Below are 14,454 nucleotides of genomic sequence, written 5' to 3'. Positions count from 1 at the left end.
TGCTCAGGCTATTTCAACCAGTCCTTGACCCTGTTGCAGAGGGCGTCTGTCGAGATGCCGTAGCGGTCGTGCAGCGTCGGCAGCGCGCCGGCTGCGAGGAACTCGTCCGGCAGCCCGATCATCCGGAAAGCGGGATGCACGCCCGCGCGCATCAGCAGCCCGGCGACGGCTTCGCCGAGCCCGCCATTGACCGTGTGGTTCTCGGCCACGACGACGAGCCGGCCCGGCTTGGCGCAGGCTTCGAGAATCGTCGCGGCGTCGAGCGGCTTGATCGTCGGCACGTGCAGCACGCCGACATCGATGCGGTCCTGCTCGAGCGCCTTCGCAGCTTCCAGCGCACGCATCGTCATGATGCCGGAAGAGATGAACAGGACCTCGTAGCCGTCGCGCAGGAGCTTGGCTTTGCCAAGCTCGAAGCTGTAGCCGTACTCGTCGAGCACGAGCGGCACCTGTCCGCGCAGCAGGCGCATGTAGACCGGCCCCTTGTGCCGGGCCATGGCGGGCACGACCTGCTCGATCTCGTGGGCGTCGCAGGGGTCGATCACCACCATGTTCGGCATGGCGCGGAACAGCGCCAGATCCTCGGTCGCCTGGTGCGACGGCCCATAGCCCGAAGTCAGGCCCGGCAGCGCACAGGCGATCTTCACATTGCGGTCTTCCTCCGCGATCGTCTGGTGGATGAAGTCGTAGGCGCGGCGCGAGGCGAAGACGGCATAGGTCGTCGCGAAGGGCGTGAAGCCTTCCGCTGCCAACCCGGAGGCGGCGCCGAACAGGAGCTGCTCGGCCATGCCCATCTGGTAGTGCCGGTCGGGAAAGGCCTGCGCGAAGATGTGCAGATCGGTGTATTTGCCGAGATCGGCGGTCATGCCGACAATCGATGCGTCCTGCTTCGCCAGCTCGACCAGCGCATGGCCGAAGGGTGCGGCCTTGGTGCGCTGCCCGTCGCCGGCGATCGAGGCGATCATCGCCGAGGTGGTCAGACGCGGCTTGCCGGAGCCGGTTTTGGCGGCTGCGGGCTTCATGACGGCTTCCTCTCGTCGAGCGCCTGAAGCGCGAGCTGCCACTCATGCGCTTCTACCCGGATGAAGTGGTTCTTCTCGCGCGCCTCGAGGAAGGGCACGCCCTTGCCCATCAGCGTGTCGGCGATGATCATGCTGGGCTTAGCCAGCTGAGCCTTGGCGGCGTCGAAGGCGGCGCGGACGGCGGCGAGATCGTTGCCGTCGACGCGCTGGGTGAACCAGCCGAAGGCTTCGAGCTTCTGCGTCAGCGGCTCGAAACCCATGATCTTGGTCGAGGGGCCGTCGGCCTGCTGGTTGTTGACGTCGACGACGGCGACGAGATTGTCGAGCTTGTAATGGGCGGCGGACATGATCGCCTCCCAGACCGAGCCTTCGTCGAGCTCGCCATCGGAGAACAGGGTGTAGACGCTGGCGCTTGAGCCCTTGCGCTTGAGGCCGAGGCATTTGCCGACCGCGATCGACAGGCCCAAGCCCAGCGAGCCGCCGGACATCTCCATGCCGGGCGTGTAGCTCGCCATGCCGGACATCGGCAGGCGGCTTTCATCCGAGCCATAGCTGTCGAGCTCGTCCTCGGGGATGGTCCCGGCCTCGATCAGCGCGGCGTAGAGCGCGATCGCATAATGGCCGTTCGAGAGCAGGAAGCGGTCGCGCCCTTCCCAGTCCGGATCGTCTGGCCGGTAGCGCATCGCGTGGAAATAGGCGACGGCGAGGACATCGGCGATGTCGAGCGCCTGCGCGATATAGCCCTGGCCCTGCACCTCGCCCATCAGGATGGCGTGGCGGCGGATATTCCAGGCGCGGCGTTCGAGGGAGACATTGTGGCCGAGGGACGCGGTGCTCATGGGGCGATGCTTTTGGCTCAACCGTGGATCAGCATGCCGCCATTGACGTCGATGACGGCGCCGGTGACGTAGGCCGAGAGGTCGGAGGCGAGGAACAGATAGATGCCCGCGACATCGCTCGCATCGCCGAGCCGGCCGAGCGGGATGCCCTTGATGATGTCCTTGCGCATCTCGTCGGTGAGCTTGCCGCCGGTGATGTCGGTCTGGATCAGGCCGGGGGTCACGCAGTTGACGCGGATGCCGTCCGGGCCGAATTCGCGCGCCATCGCCTTGGCGAGGCCGAGCACGCCCGCCTTGGCGGAGGAATAATGCGGGCCACCGAAGATGCCGCCGCCGCGCTGCGCCGAGACGGAGGACATGCAGGCGATCGCGCCCTGCTTGCGTGCCTGCATATGTGGGATGAAGACCTGGCTCAGGAACAGCACGCCCTTGCAGTTGATGTCCTGGACCCGGTCCCAGCTCGCCTCGTCGATCTCCAGTGTCTTCACCGGCTGGGTGACGCCTGCATTGTTGATCAGGACGTCGAGATGGCCGAAGGCCGCGATCACCTGATCCGCCGCTTCCTGGCAGGACGGCTTGTTCGCGACGTCGCAGCCGAGGCCGATATGCTGCGGGCCGAGGTCGGCGGCTGTATGCTTCGCAGCGGCTGCGTCGATGTCGAGGATCGCGATGCGCGCGCCATGGGCGGCGAACAGCTGGGCCGTGGCGAGGCCGATGCCGCGCGCGCTGGCCGCGCCCGAAATCGCGGCGGTCTTGTTCTGCAGGAGCATTCCATCCCTCGATCGGCAAATTCTTGTTGCCTGAGGGTGGCTCATGCTTCAGCGCATGAAAAACGCAAAAATTACGTTATGACATGAACTGCATTCACCATTGGTCGACCGGCGCGATATCCGGCTGAGGAGACGATCATGCGACGCTTGCCGCTTTCCGCGCTCCAGGCTTTCGAGGCGGCGGCCCGGACTGGGTCCTTTCGCGCGGCCGGCGAGGAGCTCGGGATTTCACCCAGCGCAATCAGCCACGCGGTCCGCAAGCTCGAAATCCTGATGGGCGCTGCGCTGTTCGATCGGCAGAGCCGTGCCGTCCATCTCAATGTTGCGGGCGAAGCGCTGCTGCGCCATGTCGCGGCGGGTTTCGACGAGATGCGGCAGGGTATCGAGACCGTCGGCGCCCGCTCCGGCAACCTCTTGCGGCTGCATTGTGCGCCGTCGATGGCGGCGCAATGGCTGCTGCCGCGCCTGCGCGACCTCCTCGCCAAGCAGCCCGGCCTCGAAGTGCGGCTGGCGGCCGGGATCGATTATCCTCAGTTCGAGCATGACGAGTTCGACGCCGACATCTGCTACGGGCCGCCGCGGCAGGAGGGGCTGATCGTCATCCCGCTCGGCGAGGAAACGGTCACCCCGCTCTGCGCGCCGGAGCTTGCCGCGCGGATCAATTCACCCAAGGACCTCCTCGGCGCGAAGCTGATCGAGAGCGACAACAAGCGGGTACGCTGGACCAGCTGGTTCGGTGCCAACGACATCAGCCCGCCGGCGCCGCGCGGCTCGCGTTTTGATCGATCGTTCATGGCGATAGCTGCGGCAGTGGACGGTCTCGGCGTCGCGCTCGAGTCGACACGGCTTGCCGAGCGCGAGATCGCCGATGGTCGGCTGGTGGCGCCTCTCGCAGGGCGGGCGCAGGATGTGCGCTATATCGGCCACTACCTGGTCTTTCCGCGCATGGCGAAGGCACGCCGTTCGGTGCGCATGTTCGCGCAATGGCTGACACAAGAGCTGGGCGTGCCTGAGCCAAAGATCCAGGTTGGAACGATGTAAGGAGCAGCAGCGCAGGTCTGGACGCATCGCCTGCGGTGATGAAGCACGGATCAGTTCCGCCGGAAAGCCGCGGTGCCAGAATAAGGGCTCAGGAGCGCTGCGGGTCTTCAGCCGTTGGTGGACTGAGTGTCGTCCTGCGTTGGCCTGGGCGTCGGGGCAGCGGCACGGGCTGCCGGCTTGGCCTTGCCGCCGCGCAGCAAATCCCAGCTGTTCGGCTGGCTGACCGAGCGACGCAGATAGGCAATCGTCGCCGAAGCCTCAGCCGGGCTCATGTCCTGGCGGGCGAGTTGCTCGGCGTCCTGGAAACGCCCCTGCAGGCCGAGCACCAGGACGAGATTCTGGCGCACCCTGGCGTCGGCGCCAGCTACGGTCGCGGCCTCGCGCAGTACGCGTTCGGCATCCGGCAAGCGCTTCGACAGGGCGAGCGACAGGCCCAGATTGGACATCACGGTCGGCTCGTTCGGCACCAGCTTCAGCGCGGCCGCGTAGAGCTGCTGGGCGCGGTCATGCTCGCCGAGCTGGTCGGCGACGGTGCCCTGTGCCGACAGGATCCGCCAATCGGGCCTCTCCGGCATATGGGCGCGGCTCAGCACGTCGTCGGCCTGCTTCAAGCGGCCATTGTCGGCGAGTGAGCGGCCATAGGCGCCGAGCAGCTCGCGATCCTCGGTATGGACGAGAACCGCGCCTTCCAGAACGGCGAGGGCCTGAGCATTCTTGTCGAGTGCGCGCAAGGCGCGGGCGTAGAAGAAGGCGGCGTTTCGGTCCTTCTGATTGGCCTCGTAGCGCGGCGCCCATTGCGTCTCCTCGCTGCGCCATTGCGCCTCGGTGCGTGGCTGGGTCTGCCTGGCGCCGATCGAGCCGGTGACGTCGCCGGGGCCGCCGCGCATCTGGCAGGCGCCGAGTGCAAGGCAGAGGGCCGAGGCTGCGGCGAAATGGCCGAAACGGAGTGCGCGAATGCGGATGGACATCAGCCGGAATGCCTCGCCGGTACGGGAAAGCTGTTGCCCTCGGTGATAAAACGTTAACCCTAACGGACTGTTAACCGGGCGGATTCGCGTGGGCCTGAATGCCGGCGCCAGGCTCGCCAATCCGAGGTTCGTCGATCGTGCATTCTCTGCTTCAGCCCGCCGGAACACCCGCCATCCCCGTCCATTGCGTCGCCAAGGCCGACTGGCCGGCCTTGCAAGAAAGACTCGCCTCCGTCTCACGTAGCTTTGCCCAGGCTCAGGGCTTCGAAGCGCGGACCGGACAGCATGTCCTGCTGCCGGATGCGGCGGGTTCTCTTGCCGCCGTGCTGCTCGGGGTCGATGCGACGGGGCCACGCCGGCGCGATCCGTTCGCCCCCGGCCGTCTTGTCACGAGCCTGCCGCCGGGCAGCTACGCTCTTGCGGGCGATATTGGCGATGCCGGCCTCGCAGCGCTTGGCTGGCTGCTCACCGCCTATCGTTTCGAACGTTATCGCAAGCAAAAGCCGGTCGCGGCGCGACTCGTCCTGCCCGAGGGCGTCGACGGCGAAGAACTGACCAATCTCGCCGAGGCGACCGGCCTGGCGCGCGATCTCGTCAACACCTCCGCCGCCGATCTCGGTCCGGCCGAGATCGAGGCGGCCATGCGGACGCTCGCTGAAACCTATGGCGCCGAGGTTGGCAGCATCGTCGGCGACGATCTGCTCGTGGCCAATTTTCCGATGATCCATGCCGTTGGCCGGGCCTCGACCCGGGCGCCGCGGCTGATCGATCTTCATTGGGGCGCGGCCGATCACCCCAAGGTGACCCTGGTCGGCAAGGGCGTCGCCTTCGATACGGGCGGGCTCAACCTCAAGACTGATGCCGGCATGCTGCTGATGAAGAAGGACATGGGCGGTGCGGCGGCTGCGATCGCGGCGGCGCGCATGATCATGCAGGCGAAGCTGAAGGTCCGGCTTCGCCTGCTGGTTCCAGCGGTCGAGAACGCCGTCTCAGGCGCATCCTTCCGTCCCGGCGACGTGCTGCACAGTCGGAAGGGCCTGACCGTCGAGATCGGCAACACCGATGCCGAGGGAAGGCTCATTCTCGCCGATGCGCTGGCGCTCGCCGACGAGGAGGCGCCCGAGCTGCTGATCGATTTCGCCACGCTGACCGGCGCCGCTCGCGTCGCGCTCGGCCCCGATCTGCCGCCCTTTTACACCCATGACGACGGGCTGGCCGCCGAGATCGCTCGCCTCAGCGCTGTGGTGAACGACCCGGTCTGGCGCATGCCGCTCTGGCCGCCCTATGACGGCCTGCTCGATTCCAAGATCGCCGACCTCAACAACGTCTCCGGTGGCGCCTTCGCCGGTTCGGTGACGGCGGCGCTATTCCTCAACCGCTTTGTCGAGAAAAGCCGGTCCTACGCTCATTTCGACATCTATGGCTGGAACCCCTCGACCAAGCCCGGCCGCCCCGAAGGCGGCGAATGCCAGGCGGCGCGCCTGACCTATGCGCTGGCGAAGCAGCTTTACGGCACGCGCTGAGCGCCAACCGTCATTGCGAGCGAAGCGAAGCAATCCAGAGCCGTCGGGCGAGTCGCTGGATTGCTTCGTCGCTGGCGCTCCTCGCAATGACGGGGACGCCTGTTAAGCTTGCTTTGCGACTCCAGTTGCGCAGCATCGCCGCCGCGATAATGATACGGCCCCGTAACGATCCGGGGACGGCATGGCGCTGGAGATCAAGCCGACGCAGGCGCTCAGGCTCTGGCGCGAGGTGCATCTCGATCTGGTGCGCGACACGCAAGCCGATCTTTCGGTGCGCCAGACCGCGATCCTGCTGACCATCTATCTCGAGCTGCCGCCGCATACCGTGCGCGGCCTCGCCGCGCGGCTCGGCGTCACCAAGCCGGTGATCACCCGCGCCCTCGACAGCATGGGCAAGCTCGGCCTGGTCACGCGGAAGCGCGACGAGTTCGACAAGCGCAATGTCGTCATCCAGCGGACGGTGGCGGGCGCGCTCGCGGTCGAGCATCTCGCCGATCTCGTCACGGCGCGGGCGGGCGAGCTCGGCGCGACCTGAACGCTTCGCCCGTTAACCGGACAGGGCTAGAGTGCGGCCATGACCGCGATTCTCGACCGCCGCCTCACCCCCGCCCGCCCGGACCTCGCCGCCCGTCATCTCGACGGCAAGGTCGAGGCACTGGCCTTCGCCGATCCGATCCCGATGCGGGTGGTGACGCCGTCAGTTCCGCTGCGGCGCGAGCCGCGGCCCGACGCGCCGCTCGACACCGAGGCGCTCGCCGGCGAGGCGGTCCGGGTCTTCGAGCAGCATGAGGGCTGGGCCTGGGGCCAGCTCGTCGGTGATTCCTATGTCGGCTACCTGCCCGAGGACTGCCTGGCCGGCGATGCTCCAGTTCCGACGCATCGCGTCAGCGCGCTCCGGACCTTCGTCTACCCCGGTCCCTCGATCAAACTGTCGCCGCTGGAAGCGCTGTCCATTGGCGCGGCGCTGGCGGTCACCGGCGAGAGCGGCGACTTCTTCACGACCGAGCGCGGCGGCTACGTCTTCAAGCAGCATCTTTGCCCGCGTGATCAGCATGAACCGGATTTCGTTGCAGTGGCGGAGCGCTTCCTGCACGTGCCCTATTTCTGGGGCGGCAAAACCAGCCTTGGCCTCGACTGCTCGGCCCTCGTCCAGCTCTCGCTGGCCGCTGCCGGGGTGATGGCGCCGCGCGATTCGGACATGCAGGAGCAAGGATTGGGCGAGGCCGTCGCCTTCGATGACAGCCTCGATGGCCTGCGCCGCGGCGACCTCGTTTTCTGGAAGGGCCATGTCGGCATCATGACCGATCCGGGCACGCTCCTGCACGCCACTGCCTATACGATGAGCGTGATCAGCGAGCCCCTGCGCCCGGCGCGCGATCGCATCCTCGCCCGCAAGGGCGGTCCGATCACCGCGATCAAGCGGCTGAGCTAAGCCTTCGCCGTCTTTCCGGGGCGCTGCGCAGCAGTGAGCCCGGAACCCACCCATGCCACGACGGCGCCGATGATTACTCCGTCATTGCGAGCGCAAGCGAAGCAATCCAGGGGCGGCAGAGCTCCAAGTCTTCCTGGATTGCTTCGTCGCTGACGCTCCTCGCAATGACGGAGAGCCTCAGTAGCCCCGCGCCGGATCGACGACGTTCTCGAGCTCTCCGCCGGCTTCCAGCCGCTTGATCTGCGCCGCGATCTGGTCGGCGACGGTCTCGGGCGCCGACATCGCGGCGTTGTGTGGCGTCACCGTCACGGCGGGATGGCTCCAGAGCGGCGAATCCTGCGGCAGCGGCTCAGTCTCGAAGACGTCGAGTACTGCCGCCCTGAGTTCGCCGGCGTCGAGCGCCGCCAGGATGTCCGCCTCGACCTGCAATTTACCGCGCCCGGCATTGATCAGCGCCGGCCCGCCGAGCCGGCCGTCGCGCGCCAGCCCCGCGAGCAGCGGACGATTCAGGATGCCTTGCGTCTCAGGGGTGTGCGGTAGCAGGCAGACAAGGATGTCGGTGCGGGCGAGGAAGGCTGCCATTCCGTCCTCTCCGGCGAAAGTGACGAGGCCCTCGATCGTCTTGGGCGACCGGCTCCAGCCAGCAGCGTTGAAGCCGATGATCTGGAGCTTGCGCGCCGCATCCTGCCCGAGCTCGCCGAGCCCCATGATGCCGACGCGGACCTCGCGCGCTGCCGGCTGGTGGCGGTCGTCATCCCAGGACTTCTCCTGCTGCTGACGATCGTAACGGCGCTGCTGGCGCAGCTGCATCAGGCAGTGCATGACGACATATTCGCTCATCCGCGTCGTCAGGTCGGGATCGATCACCCGTGCGATCGGCACCTCGGGCAGGCGGCTGTCGGTAAAGAGATGGTCGACGCCGGCGCCGAGCGAGAAGATCGCGGCGAGATTGGGCAGGCCGGCGAGGCTGCCTTCGGGGTGCTTCCAGCTCGCGACATAATGGACGGCGCGCCGGTCGAACGGTTCGCCGAGCGTGACGATCGGCAATTCTGGCAGCAGCGCCGCGAAGCGCTCGCGCCAGCTCTCGACATGCCAGCCGGTGATCGCCAGAAGCAGGCTCATGGGCGGGAACTCTCCTAGAGCATTTTCGAGCGAAGTGGATACCGGTTCGCGTGAAGAAAATGCGATAAAATAAAGATCTAGAGCACGTCCGCGATTCGAAGAAACGCGGACGTGCTCTAAGCGGGGATGATCAGCGGCCCACGCGTAACAGCGGCTTCGCCGCGGCGATAGGCGCTCTTCAGGCGGATGCGGGCGGCGTCGAAGCCGGCCTCGCTGCGGGCATGGATGATGCCGAGCGGTCGGTCGGGACCGACCCGGTCGCCGAGCCCGGCGAGCTCGGTGATGCCGACGGAATGGTCGATCTCGTCCTGCGGCCGGGTCCGGCCGCCGCCGAGCGCGACCACGGCGAGGCCGATGCCACGCGTGTCGATCGCCTCGACCAGGCCCGGTCGGTCGGAGAAGACCGGGCGGACGATCGGCGCGCGGGCGAGGTGCCGTTCGGGGTGTTCCAGCAGGTCGGCCGGGCCGCCAAGCACCGCGATCATGTGAATGAAGCGCTCAGCCGCCGCGCCGCTGGCGAAGGCGTCCTCGATCTTGGCGACCGCCTCCTCGCGCGTCGCCGCCAGCCGGCCGAGCAGCAGCATCTCGGCCGACAGCGCCACCGTGACCTCGTGGAAGCGCGGCTCGCGCCGACGGCCGGTCAAGTGGTCGAGCGCATAGGCGACCTCGAGTGCATTGCCGGCGGCGGAGGCCAGCGGCTCGCTCATATCGGTGAGCAGCGCCCGCGTCGGCAGACCGGCGCCGTTACCGACGTCGGAGAGGCTCTGCGCCAGAGCCTCCGCCTTGTCGAAATCGCGCATGAAGGCGCCGGAGCCGAACTTCACGTCCATGGCGAGGCCATGGAGGCCAGCGGCGAGCTTCTTCGACAGGATCGAGGCGGTGATCAGCGGGATCGATTCGACCGTGCCGGTCACGTCCCTGATCGCATAGAGACGCTTGTCGGCCGGGGCGAGATCGGCGGTCTGGCCGATGATGGCGCAGCCGACCTCGCGCACGACGTGGCGGAAGAGGTCGATCCCCGGCTGGGTGACATAGCCCGGCACCGCATCGAGCTTGTCGAGCGTGCCGCCGGTATGGCCGAGCCCGCGGCCGGAGATCATCGGGACATAGCCGCCGCAGGCCGCGACCGCAGCGGCGAGCGGCAGCGAGACGGTGTCGCCGACGCCGCCGGTCGAATGCTTGTCGAGCGCCGGGCCGGGGAGATCGCGCCAATCCAGCACCGTGCCGGAATCGCGCATGGCGAGCGTCAGCGCGACGCGCTCCTCGGCGTCCATGTCGCGGAAGAAGATCGCCATGGCGAAGGCGGCGGCCTGGCCCTCGCTGACCGAGCCATCGGTCAGGCCTGCGATCATCTGCCGGATGTCGTTGGCGCCGAGGCGCTCGCCGTCGCGCTTGGCGGCGATGATCTCCTGCGGCAGGCGCATCAATAGGCTCCGTCGGTCCGTTCGGCCGGGGCGGTGCCGGCGATGATGTCGGCGAGGACGCCGTAGAGGCTGCTGGCGCCGAAGCGGAAGGTCTTCGGCGTCGCCCAGTTCGGGCTCATCAATTCACCGGCAAGGTCGAGATAGATCTTGGCGTCGGCGAGCGTGCGCAGGCCGCCGGAGGGTTTTAGGCCGACCGGCTTGCCCGAGACCTTGATCGCCTCCAGCATGGTGCGAGCGGCGGCCGGCGTGGCAGAGGTCCTGGTCTTGCCGGTCGAGGTCTTGATGAAGTCGGCCCCGGCCGCGATGGCGAGTTCGGATGCCGCTAAAACCGAAGCCTGATCGGGATATTCGCCGGTTTCGAGTATGACCTTGAGCGTCTTGTCGCCGCAGCCGGCGCGGGCTTCGGCCAGCATATCGCGGGCAATGTCGACATCGCCGGCGAGGAAGGCGCGCCAGGGCAGGACCATATCGATCTCGTCGGCGCCATCGGCGATCGCTTCGGTGATGTCGCCGCCGATCGGGCTGCAATTGCTGCCGCCGGCCGGAAAGTTGATCACGGTCGCGATCCTGACCGGCGAAGCCTTCAGCGTCTGGCGCGCCAGCTTGACGAATTGCGGCCAGATGCAGATCGCGGCGACCGGGCCGGGCGCCGCGACGGCGCGGGCGCAGAGCTGCAGCGTGCCGGTCTCGCTGGCCTGGTCGGACAGATCCGTCAGGTCGAGCAGGCGGAGCGCACGCAGGGCGAGGTCGGCATCGGACATCGGCATCAGAGCTCACTCAGGAAGGCGCGCAGCACCCGCCGCAGCGCAGTCGATGCGGTCGCGGCGACATCGCGCGTCTCGCCATGGCTGGGGGCGCCACCGAGGATGCCAGCGCCCATATTGGTGACGATCGAGATGCCGGCGACACGCAGGCCGTAGCGGCGCGCCAGGATCACCTCGGGCACGGTCGACATGCCGACGAGGTCGGCGCCCAGCATCTTGGCCATCTTGATCTCGGCCGGCGTCTCGAAGCTCGGCCCGGAGAACCACATATAGACGCCCTCGCCCATATTGGCGCCGCTGGCGGCTGCCGCCTTCTTCAGGCGGGCGCGCAAATGCGGGTCATAGGCGTCGATCATCGGCACGAAGCGGCCGTCGCCGGTATCGCCGACCAGCGGGTTCGGGCCGTTGTAATTGATATGGTCGGTGATCAGGGCGAGGCTGCCGGGCCGCAAATCCGGCCTGAGCGAGCCGGCGGCGTTGGTCAGCACCAGCGGCGGCGAGCCGAAGGCGGCGAGCATGCCGAGCGGCACGCGCATGATGGCGGGATCGCCGGTCTCGTAGAAATGCGCGCGCCCCTCGAAGACCAGCACCCGCTTGCCGTGCAGCACGCCATAGCTGAGCCGCTTGGCATGGCCCGAGACCGAACCTTTCGGAAAGCCCGGAATCTCCTCGAAGGGAACGGAGATCGGATCGACCATGTCGTCGATGATGCGTCCGAGCCCGGTGCCGAGCACGATGGCGCAGTCGATGCCGCCATCGATGCCACGATCGATCAGTACCGATGCCGCTTGGTCGAAAAGCGCATCCGCCGCCATGTTGTCTGCTCCATCGGCGCGTTTGGCCGCGCTCATCGGGTTGCCGCAGGGGACGCCCGCAAATCAGGTCGGCAAATTGGCCGGTCCGAACGAGGCTGGCAACAGCTCGGCCAGCGAAAACCGTGCGCGGATGCCTTCGGGCCCGGCGATCAGGACCGGCATCTCCGGAACGGCGAATTCGCGGATGCGCTGGCGGCAGGCGCCGCAGGGCGTCACCAGCTCGGCGCCGTCGCCGATGATCAGGATGGCGCGAATGGCGCGCGCCCCGCCCGCGACCATCGCCGAGATCGCGCCGGCCTCGGCGCAAGCCCCGACCGGATAGGCCGCGTTCTCGACATTGCAGCCGGGATAGATCGTGCCGTCATCGGCCAGGATGGCAGCGCCGACCTTGAAGCGCGAATAGGGCGCATAGGCTCGTCGCTGTGCGGCCTGAGCTATGGCGAAGAGCGCGTCGAGATCGGGTTCGGCGGACACCTCTCAGCGCTCCTTTACATAGGGCAGGCCCGAGGCCTTGGGCGGCGTCGCCTTGCCGATGAAGCCGGCGAGCAGCACCACCGTCATCACATAAGGCAGCGCCTGGATAGCCTGAACCGGGACGAGGCCAATCCCCGGCAGACTCACGCCCTGGAGCCGGATCGCGATTGCGTCGAGCAGGCCGAAGAGCAGGCAGGCGAATAGAGCGGGCCACGGCCGCCAATTGGCGAAGATCACCGCGGCGAGCGCAATGAAGCCCTTGCCGGCGGTCATCTGCGGCAAGAAGCCGGCCGATTGCGACACCGCGAGATAGGTACCCCCTAACCCGCAGAGCGCGCCGCAGATGATCACCGCGGCATAGCGCAAGCCGGCGACGGAGACGCCGGCGGTGTCGACCGCAGCCGGATTCTCGCCGACCGCCCGCAGGCGCAGGCCGAAGCGGGTGTGTTTCAACGTCAGCGCCGTCAGGATGAGGGCCAGCACGGCGAGATAGACCGGCGCGGCATGGCCGGAGATCGCGATATCGTAGATCGGGCCAAGGACGGGAACCCCCTTGAGTGTCCCGACCAGCGGCAGGTTGAGCTCGGGAAAGCGCGCCGATCCTTCGAGGTTCGGCGTGCGTCCGCCCTGGCCGTACCAGGCATTGCCGAGGATGGCGGTGAGCCCGACCGCCAGCATGTTGATGGCGACCCCGGAGACGATCTGGTTGCCGCGCCAGGTGATCGCGGCAAAGCCGTGCACCAGCGACAAGGCGATCGCGGCGAGCATGCCGGCGCCCAAGCCTGCCCAGGCCGAGCCGCTGTGATAGGCGGCGACAGCCGAGGCGAAGGCGGCGATCAGCATCTTGCCCTCGAGGCCGATGTCGACGACGCCGGAGCGCTCCGACCAGAGCCCGGCCAGCGCCGCACAGAGCAATGGGATCGACAGGCGGATCGTCGAATCCAAGATGACGGCGAGCGTCTGGACGATCTCCATCGTCACGGACTCCCCGTCATTGCGAGGAGCGAAGCGACGAAGCAATCCAGGGAGACGTCGAGCGCTGTTGCCCCTGGATTGCTTCGCTGCGCTCGCAATGACGTAGTGGGAGCCATCGCTGTCATGCGGGCTTCCTTGCGGCGAAAGACAGCAAAATCGCGACGAGGCGCCGGAACAGCCCGTCGAGCGCACCGGCGAAGAGGATGACGATGCCGCCGATGACCACGACCATGTCGCGGGTGATGGTCGGCTTGTCGAAGGAGAGCTCGGCTCCGCCCTGATAGAGCACGCCGAAGAGCAGCGCCGCGAGCCCGACGCCGACCGGATGCCCGCGGCCCATCAGCGCGACCGCGATGCCGACGAAGCCGTAGCCGGCGGTGAAGTCGAGCACGAGCCGGTGCTGCACGCCCATGGCTTCGTTGACCGCGAGCCCGCCGGCGAGCGCGCCCGAGATCGCCATCGCCACCATCGTAATGCGGGCCGGTGAGATGCCGGCATAGGCGGCGGCGCGCGGATTGGCGCCGACGGTGCGGATCGCATACCCCAGCCGCGAGCGGTAGATCAGCGCCCAGACGGCGACGAGCGCGGCGAGCGCCAGCAGGAACGAGGTGTTGAGCGGCGTCGAAGGCAGCTTCAGCCCGAAGCCGCCGAGCAGCTCATGGATCGGCGTCAGGATCGCCTGCTTGGGGAAGTCCGGGGTTTCCGGCTGCATCGAGCCCGTCTTCCCCATCACCTCGACCAGGAGATAGACGATCAGCGTCGCCGCGATGAAGTTGAACATGATCGTGGTGATCACGACATGGCTGCCGCGCGTCGCCTGCAGATAGCCGGGAATGAAGGCCCAGAGCGCTCCGCCCGCAGCCGCGGCGAGAATGGCGAGCGGCACCAGCAGGATACCCGGCAGCGGTGCGAGCCAGAGGCAGGCGAGCGCGGCGAAGATGCCGGCGATGGTGGCCTGGCCCTCGCCGCCGATATTGAACAGGCCGGCATGGAAGGCGACCGCGACGGCGAGGCCGGTGAAGATGAAGTTGGTGGTGTAGTAGAGGGTGAAGCCGAGCCCCTCCAGGCTGCCGAGCGAGCCTTTCAGCAAGAGCGCCGTCGCCTCCAGCGGGCTTTCGCCGATCGAGAGCACGACGAGCCCGGCGACGACGAGCGCCGCTGCGACCGAGACCAGCGGCACCAGCGCAGTATCGGCCCAGCGCGGCAGGTCGAGCGGGGCGGTGCTCATGGCATGACCGTCTTGCCGAAAGAGGCACGACGCAAGCCCTCCCCCCTTGTGGGGGAG

The 14,454-nt window shown here is 67.6% G+C and carries 15 protein-coding genes; 4 read left to right on the top strand and 11 right to left on the bottom strand.

What is annotated here, in order from left to right; all coding sequences use genetic code 11:
* Positions 1-8: 8 nt before the first annotated feature.
* Genes ACSQ24_RS26245 through ACSQ24_RS26235 form a run of 3 tightly spaced genes read right to left on the bottom strand, consistent with a single transcriptional unit; the run spans position 9 to position 2,631 of the window.
* Positions 9-1,022 (bottom strand): transketolase family protein, encoded by a 1,014-nt coding sequence (locus ACSQ24_RS26245; RefSeq protein WP_436097531.1) that lies wholly within the window; start codon positions 1,020-1,022, stop codon positions 9-11.
* Positions 1,019-1,861, bottom strand: coding sequence for a transketolase (locus ACSQ24_RS26240; protein ID WP_436097530.1), 843 nt, complete (start codon positions 1,859-1,861; stop codon positions 1,019-1,021). Before ACSQ24_RS26240 ends, ACSQ24_RS26245 begins: the two co-directional genes overlap by 4 nt.
* Positions 1,862-1,878: 17 nt before the next feature.
* A complete protein-coding gene (locus ACSQ24_RS26235) occupies positions 1,879-2,631 on the bottom strand; it encodes an SDR family NAD(P)-dependent oxidoreductase (protein WP_436097529.1) in 753 nt (250 codons plus the stop codon).
* A 138-nt stretch (positions 2,632-2,769) separates the two neighbouring features.
* Between ACSQ24_RS26235 and ACSQ24_RS26230 the strand changes: the two genes are divergently transcribed.
* Entirely contained in the window at positions 2,770-3,672 is a 903-nt protein-coding gene (locus tag ACSQ24_RS26230) for a LysR substrate-binding domain-containing protein (RefSeq protein WP_436097528.1), read from the top strand.
* A gap of 107 nt (positions 3,673-3,779) precedes the next feature.
* Here the strand turns inward: ACSQ24_RS26230 and ACSQ24_RS26225 are convergent, their stop codons facing one another.
* Entirely contained in the window at positions 3,780-4,640 is an 861-nt protein-coding gene (locus ACSQ24_RS26225; protein ID WP_436097527.1) for a tetratricopeptide repeat protein, read from the bottom strand.
* Positions 4,641-4,738: 98 nt separating this feature from the next.
* Here ACSQ24_RS26225 and ACSQ24_RS26220 point away from each other — a divergent pair, with 98 nt between their 5' ends.
* The 3 genes from ACSQ24_RS26220 (at position 4,739) to ACSQ24_RS26210 (ending at position 7,595) form a co-directional block, all read left to right on the top strand.
* On the top strand, positions 4,739-6,163 hold the full coding sequence (locus ACSQ24_RS26220; RefSeq protein ID WP_436097526.1) for a leucyl aminopeptidase family protein: 1,425 nt from the start codon (positions 4,739-4,741) through the stop codon (positions 6,161-6,163).
* Positions 6,164-6,344: 181 nt separating this feature from the next.
* A complete protein-coding gene (locus ACSQ24_RS26215; RefSeq protein WP_436097525.1) occupies positions 6,345-6,698 on the top strand; it encodes a MarR family transcriptional regulator in 354 nt (117 codons plus the stop codon).
* A 39-nt stretch (positions 6,699-6,737) separates the two neighbouring features.
* The gene (locus tag ACSQ24_RS26210) at positions 6,738-7,595 is read left to right on the top strand and encodes a C40 family peptidase (RefSeq protein WP_436097524.1); all 858 of its coding nucleotides are present in this window, start codon (positions 6,738-6,740) and stop codon (positions 7,593-7,595) included.
* Between the two features lie 177 nt (positions 7,596-7,772).
* On the opposite strand, the gene ACSQ24_RS26205 is transcribed toward ACSQ24_RS26210, so the two are convergent.
* From ACSQ24_RS26205 to ACSQ24_RS26175, 7 genes are all read right to left on the bottom strand, one after another.
* On the bottom strand, positions 7,773-8,717 hold the full coding sequence (locus ACSQ24_RS26205) for a 2-hydroxyacid dehydrogenase (protein ID WP_436097523.1): 945 nt from the start codon (positions 8,715-8,717) through the stop codon (positions 7,773-7,775).
* Between the two features lie 116 nt (positions 8,718-8,833).
* Positions 8,834-10,141 (bottom strand): thymidine phosphorylase, encoded by a 1,308-nt coding sequence (gene deoA, locus ACSQ24_RS26200; protein WP_436097522.1) that lies wholly within the window; start codon positions 10,139-10,141, stop codon positions 8,834-8,836.
* Positions 10,141-10,902 carry a deoxyribose-phosphate aldolase gene (gene deoC, locus ACSQ24_RS26195; protein ID WP_436097974.1) on the bottom strand — a complete coding sequence of 254 codons (762 nt, stop codon included), beginning with the start codon at positions 10,900-10,902 and terminating at the stop codon, positions 10,141-10,143. The genes deoA and deoC overlap by 1 nt, the downstream gene beginning before the upstream one ends.
* A gap of 5 nt (positions 10,903-10,907) precedes the next feature.
* Positions 10,908-11,720 (bottom strand): purine-nucleoside phosphorylase, encoded by an 813-nt coding sequence (locus ACSQ24_RS26190; protein WP_436097521.1) that lies wholly within the window; start codon positions 11,718-11,720, stop codon positions 10,908-10,910.
* Between the two features lie 63 nt (positions 11,721-11,783).
* Positions 11,784-12,194 (bottom strand): cytidine deaminase, encoded by a 411-nt coding sequence (locus ACSQ24_RS26185; RefSeq protein WP_436097520.1) that lies wholly within the window; start codon positions 12,192-12,194, stop codon positions 11,784-11,786.
* Positions 12,195-12,197: 3 nt separating this feature from the next.
* The gene (locus tag ACSQ24_RS26180) at positions 12,198-13,169 is read right to left on the bottom strand and encodes an ABC transporter permease (protein ID WP_436097519.1); all 972 of its coding nucleotides are present in this window, start codon (positions 13,167-13,169) and stop codon (positions 12,198-12,200) included.
* A gap of 121 nt (positions 13,170-13,290) precedes the next feature.
* Positions 13,291-14,397 carry an ABC transporter permease gene (locus ACSQ24_RS26175; protein ID WP_436097518.1) on the bottom strand — a complete coding sequence of 369 codons (1,107 nt, stop codon included), beginning with the start codon at positions 14,395-14,397 and terminating at the stop codon, positions 13,291-13,293.
* Positions 14,398-14,454: the final 57 nt, after the last annotated feature.

The organism is Allobosea sp. LjRoot237 (assembly GCF_964253285.1).
In the GTDB taxonomy this organism is placed as follows: domain Bacteria; phylum Pseudomonadota; class Alphaproteobacteria; order Rhizobiales; family Beijerinckiaceae; genus Allobosea.
Note: the sequence above shows the minus strand (reverse complement) of the source record. Positions and strands in the feature narration are given on the sequence as shown.

Coding starts and splice junctions, on each gene's coding strand:
- ACSQ24_RS26215 (WP_436097525.1), top strand. CDS start 6,345: ATGGCGCTGGAGATCAAGCCGACGCAGGCGCTCAGGCTCTGGCGCGAG.
- ACSQ24_RS26225 (WP_436097527.1), bottom strand. CDS start 4,640: ATGTCCATCCGCATTCGCGCACTCCGTTTCGGCCATTTCGCCGCAGCC.
- ACSQ24_RS26240 (WP_436097530.1), bottom strand. CDS start 1,861: ATGAGCACCGCGTCCCTCGGCCACAATGTCTCCCTCGAACGCCGCGCC.
- ACSQ24_RS26205 (WP_436097523.1), bottom strand. CDS start 8,717: ATGAGCCTGCTTCTGGCGATCACCGGCTGGCATGTCGAGAGCTGGCGC.
- ACSQ24_RS26220 (WP_436097526.1), top strand. CDS start 4,739: ATGCCGGCGCCAGGCTCGCCAATCCGAGGTTCGTCGATCGTGCATTCT.
- ACSQ24_RS26230 (WP_436097528.1), top strand. CDS start 2,770: ATGCGACGCTTGCCGCTTTCCGCGCTCCAGGCTTTCGAGGCGGCGGCC.
- ACSQ24_RS26175 (WP_436097518.1), bottom strand. CDS start 14,397: ATGAGCACCGCCCCGCTCGACCTGCCGCGCTGGGCCGATACTGCGCTG.
- ACSQ24_RS26245 (WP_436097531.1), bottom strand. CDS start 1,022: ATGAAGCCCGCAGCCGCCAAAACCGGCTCCGGCAAGCCGCGTCTGACC.
- deoC (WP_436097974.1), bottom strand. CDS start 10,902: ATGTCCGATGCCGACCTCGCCCTGCGTGCGCTCCGCCTGCTCGACCTG.
- ACSQ24_RS26180 (WP_436097519.1), bottom strand. CDS start 13,169: ATGGAGATCGTCCAGACGCTCGCCGTCATCTTGGATTCGACGATCCGC.
- ACSQ24_RS26210 (WP_436097524.1), top strand. CDS start 6,738: ATGACCGCGATTCTCGACCGCCGCCTCACCCCCGCCCGCCCGGACCTC.
- ACSQ24_RS26235 (WP_436097529.1), bottom strand. CDS start 2,631: ATGCTCCTGCAGAACAAGACCGCCGCGATTTCGGGCGCGGCCAGCGCG.
- deoA (WP_436097522.1), bottom strand. CDS start 10,141: ATGCGCCTGCCGCAGGAGATCATCGCCGCCAAGCGCGACGGCGAGCGC.
- ACSQ24_RS26190 (WP_436097521.1), bottom strand. CDS start 11,720: ATGGCGGCGGATGCGCTTTTCGACCAAGCGGCATCGGTACTGATCGAT.